General features: G+C 71.6%; 2 protein-coding genes. One reads left to right on the top strand and one right to left on the bottom strand.

Annotation, left to right across the window (positions count from 1 at the left end; all coding sequences use genetic code 11):
• The coding region (locus tag AB0C16_RS39725; RefSeq protein ID WP_357691266.1) for an SDR family NAD(P)-dependent oxidoreductase at positions 1-3,424 on the top strand (3,424 nt) is incomplete at its 5' end.
• 72 nt (positions 3,425-3,496) lie between these two features.
• Here the strand turns inward: AB0C16_RS39725 and AB0C16_RS39730 are convergent.
• On the bottom strand, positions 3,497-4,490 hold a 994-nt coding region (locus tag AB0C16_RS39730), incomplete at its 5' end, for an acyltransferase domain-containing protein (protein ID WP_357691268.1).

Raw genomic sequence — 4,490 nt, forward strand, 5'->3', positions numbered from 1 at the left:
CGGCCCCAACAACGTCGTCATCGCAGGCGACCACCACACCACCCTCCAGATCGCCGCCCACTTCCAAGCCCAAGGACGCCACACCCACCGCCTGAAGGTCTCCCACGCCTTCCACTCCCCCCACATGGACCCCATCCTCAACGACCTGCAAACCATCGCCCACACCCTCACCCACCACCCCCCGCACACACCCCTCATCTCCACCCTCAACCCCGGCCACAACCCACACACCCCAGACCACTGGCCCCAACACGCCCGCCACCCCGTCCGCTACGCGGAAGCGATCAAGCATCTGGAAAACGAAGGGGTCGCCCGTTTCGTGGAGGTGGGACCGGACACTCAGCTGACCGTCCTCACGGAAGCCTGCCTCTCCACACCACGCGTGCTCGTCCCGACCTCGCGCCGCACCCGGCCGGAACCGGAGACCCTGCTGGAAGCCTTGGCCCGGTTGCACGTCTCCGGCGCGCGCGTCGACTGGGACGCGTACTTCGCCCCAAACCGGCCGCGCCGTGTCGACCTGCCGACCTACACCTTCGAGAAGCGGCAGCTCTGGCTGAACGTGCCGCCCCGGCCGGGCGGCGACGTGTCCGCCCACGGCCTCGCGCCGGCCGGGCATCCACTGGTCAGCGCCGTGGTAGTCGCTCCGGACGCCGACCAGGTGACGCTCACGGGCAGGCTGTCGGTTGAAACGCATCCCTGGCTCGCCGATCACCATGTGCTGGGCACCCTGATCCTCCCCGGCACGGCCTACGTGGAGCTGGCGCTGCGCGCGGGCGAGGAAGTGGGTTGCGACCTGGTGGAGGAGCTCACGATCGAGGCGATGATGCCGCTGTCGCCCGAGAGCGGAACCGCCATCCAGGCCGTGGTCGGCATGGCCGACGCCACGGGCAGGCGGCCCATCACGGTGTATTCGCGATCGGAGACGGCCGCTCCGACGGTGCGCTGGACGCGGCACGTCACCGGCTTCCTCGCCGCTTCTTCCACACCTCCCGCGGTCGCCGGAGAGGCAGTCGGCGCATGGCCGCCCGCCGGCGCGGAAGAGGTGGACATCAGCGACGTCTACGACTACCTGGCCGGTGAAGGGCTGCACTACGGGCCGATGTTCCGCGGGCTGCGCAGGATTTGGCGCCTGGGCGAGGAGGTCTTCGCCGACGTGGCGCTGCCGGGAGAGGCCCGTGACGAGGCGGCGCGGTACCGGATCCATCCCGCGATGCTCGACTCCGTCCTGAGCGCGAGCGACTTCCTCAGCGGGCGCCGCCCGCAGGACACCGGCACCTCCCAGCTGCCGTTCGCGTGGTCAGGCGTGTCGCTGCACCTGGCGGGCTCCTCGCGGCTGCGGGCGCGGCTCCGCTGGGCGGGCACGGATGCGGTGGAGCTGGAGCTGGCCGACAGCGTCGGCACGCCCGTTGCCACGATCCGGTCGCTCGTGGTCCGCCCTGTGACCGCCGCCAGGGTCGCGGCCGCCGCGGCCGCGTCATCGGGCGCCGGGCAACTGGAGTCGATGTTCCGTCTCGTGTGGAACCAGCTGCCGCTCGGCCAGGCCGCCGAGGCGGTGCCCGGACGGTGGGCCGTGGTGGGCGACGCCGCGGGCTTGACCGGGCCGGCGGGCGGGATGCCGGTGTACCCGGACGTCGCCGCCGTCGGCGCCGCCATCACCGCCGGGCTGGTGGCCCCTGAGGTCGTGCTGCTGGCGTGCCCGCCGGACGACGGTCCCGTGCTGCCAGGTGCCCGTACGGCACTGCTGCATACACTCGCGGCGTTGCGCGCCTGGCAGGAGGAAGACCGGCTCGCCGGCTCCCGCCTTATGGTCATGACGCGCGGCGCGGTCGCGCTGTCGGATGACGAATCGCCGTCCCTGGCCCAGGCGCCGCTCTGGGGTCTGGTGCGGGCAGCTCAGGAGGAGAACCCCGGCCGGTTCGTCCTCGTGGACACCGACGGCTCGGAGGCGGCGGCCCGGCTGCTGCCCGCGCTCGCCGCTTCGGGAGAGCCGGAGGCCGCGTTGCGCGGCTCGCGGATCCACGTGCCCCGGCTGGCGAATGTCCCCGCCGACGCCGCAGGATCGCCCCGGTGGAACCCGGACGGCACGGTCCTCGTCACCGGCGGCACGAGCGGGCTCGGCGCGCTGGTCGCCCGGCAGTTGGTGTCAGTGCACGGAGCCCGGCGCGTGGTCCTGACGAGCCGCCGCGGCATCGACGCGCCGGGGGCCCGGGACCTCCGCGACGAGCTCGCCGCCCTGGGCGCCGACGTCACGGTGGCCGCCTGCGACGTGGCCGACAGAGACGCGCTGGCCGCCCTCCTGGCCTCCCTGCGGCAGCCGCTCACGGGGGTGGTCCACTGTGCGGCCGTCGCCGACAACAGCACGATCGGCGGGCTGACTCCCGAGCGGCTGGAAACGGTGCTGCGCCCCAAGATGGACGCGGCCTGGCACCTGCACGAGCTGACCCAGGACGCGCCGCTGACGGCATTCGTCCTGTTCTCGTCCTTCGTCGGGTTGGTGGTGGGCGCCGGGCAGGCCAACTACGCGGCGGCCAACAGGTTCATGGACGCGCTCGCCGTCCACCGGCGCTCACTCGGCCTTCCTGCGACCTCGCTGGCGTACGGGCTGTGGACCGCCAAGACCGGCCTCGGCGGGGGGGTGAGCGAGGACGACCTGCTTCGCATGAGCCGGCTCGGCATGCCCGCGATCACCACGGCCGAGGGCCTGAGCCTCTTCGACCAGGCGCTGGGCATCGACGAGCCGGTGCTCGTGCCCATGCGGCTCGAGCGCTCCGCTCTGGGCGCCTCGGACGACCAGGTGCCCGCGCTGCTCAGGGACTTCGCCGTGGTCCCGGCCACGCATCCCACCCCCACCGCGCGTCCCGTCCCTGCCGCGCCTTCCACGGAAAGGGCTTCGTCCGGTACGGCGGGGCTGTGGCAGCGGTTGGCCGGGCATGACGCGGCGCGACGCAGAGAGGTGCTCGAGGACCTCGTACGCACCCATGTCGCGACCATCCGCCACTCCGAGCCCGATGCCGTGGACCTCACCGCCGGGTTGATGGATCAAGGGTTGGATTCGCTGGCCGGCATCGAGTTGCGGAACCGCCTGGAAACCGCCACCGGGCTGCGCCTCTCAGCCACGTTGATCTTCGATTTCCCCAACGTGTCGGCGGTGGCGGAGCACCTGCTGGCCGAACTCACGCTGGAGCAGGGGCCCGTCGACACACCGGTCGAGCCGGCGGCTCCGGTGGACGACGACGCGATCCGCAGGACGATCGGGTCCATCTCGGTCGCCAAGCTCCGTGACGCCGGGTTGCTGGAGGCGTTGCTGGGTCTCGCCGAATCCGGCGCCGATCGGAGCGAGGCCGATGGAGACCGGAGCGAAGCGATCAGGTCGATGGGGATCGACGAGCTCCTGCGTGAGGCGTTCGGCGAAGACCCCGAATAGGCGCATGCGGCACCGCTGAGCGCATGCGGCACCGCGGATGGTGGAGGCTCCTGGCCGCGGTGTTCTGCTGTGCTAACTGCTCCGGACCAGGACGCCGGAGGCGTGCTGCATCCAGGGCTGGCCGTCCTCGGTGCGGCTGTGGATGGCGACGGCATGCCGTCCTGTGACGTCAGCGGGGCCGGCGGTGAGATGCAACAGCAGGTCCTGTTGCGGCTCCAAGGCGAGCGGGGTGTGGATGACCAGCTCTTCCACCTCCTCGCAGCCGGTCCGTTCTGCGGCGTGGAGGGCTAGCTCCAGCAGTGCGGTGGCGGGGAGGAGCGTGGTGTTGGCGACGCTGTGGTCGGCGAGCCAGGGATGTGTCTCCAGGGAGAGCCTGCCCGTGAACAGGTGGGTGCCGTCCGGGAGCTGGGTGGCCGTGGACAGGAGGGGATGGACCGTCGGTTCCAGGCCCAGACCTGCGGCGTCCTGGGGGGTCGCCGCCTTGTCCAGCCAGAATCGCTGCTGTTGGAAGGGGTAGGTGGGCAGGTTGATGGGTGGTTGGGGGGTGGTGGGTTGGTGGGGGTGGTTCCAGGTGAGGGGGGTGCCGCGGGTGTAGGCGTGGCTGAGGGCGGTGAGCAGGGTGGTGGGTTCGGGTTGGTGGGGGCGGGTGAGGGGGAGGACGGCGGGGGTTGGGTGGTCGTGGGGTGTGAGGTGGGTGAGGGTGAGCGTGGTGAGGGTGGCGAGGGTGGTGTTGGGGCCGAGGTCGAGGTAGGTGGTGACGCCGTGGTGGTGGAGGTGGGTGATGGCGTCGGCGTAGCGGACGGGGTGGCGGGCGTGTTGGGGCCAGTGGTCGGGGGTGTGTGGGTTGTGGCCGGGGTTGAGGGTGGAGATGAGGGGTGTGTGCGGGGGGTGGTGGGTGAGGGTGTGGGCGATGGTTTGGAGGTCGTTGAGGATGGGGTCCATGTGGGGGGAGTGGAAGGCGTGGGAGACCTTCAGGCGGTGGGTGTGGCGTCCTTGGGCTTGGAAGTGGGCGGCGATCTGGAGGGTGGTGTGGTGGTCGCCTGCGATGACGACGTTGTTGGGGCCG

It is taken from the genome of Nonomuraea sp. NPDC048916 (genome assembly GCF_040649575.1).
Taxonomy (GTDB): domain Bacteria; phylum Actinomycetota; class Actinomycetes; order Streptosporangiales; family Streptosporangiaceae; genus Nonomuraea.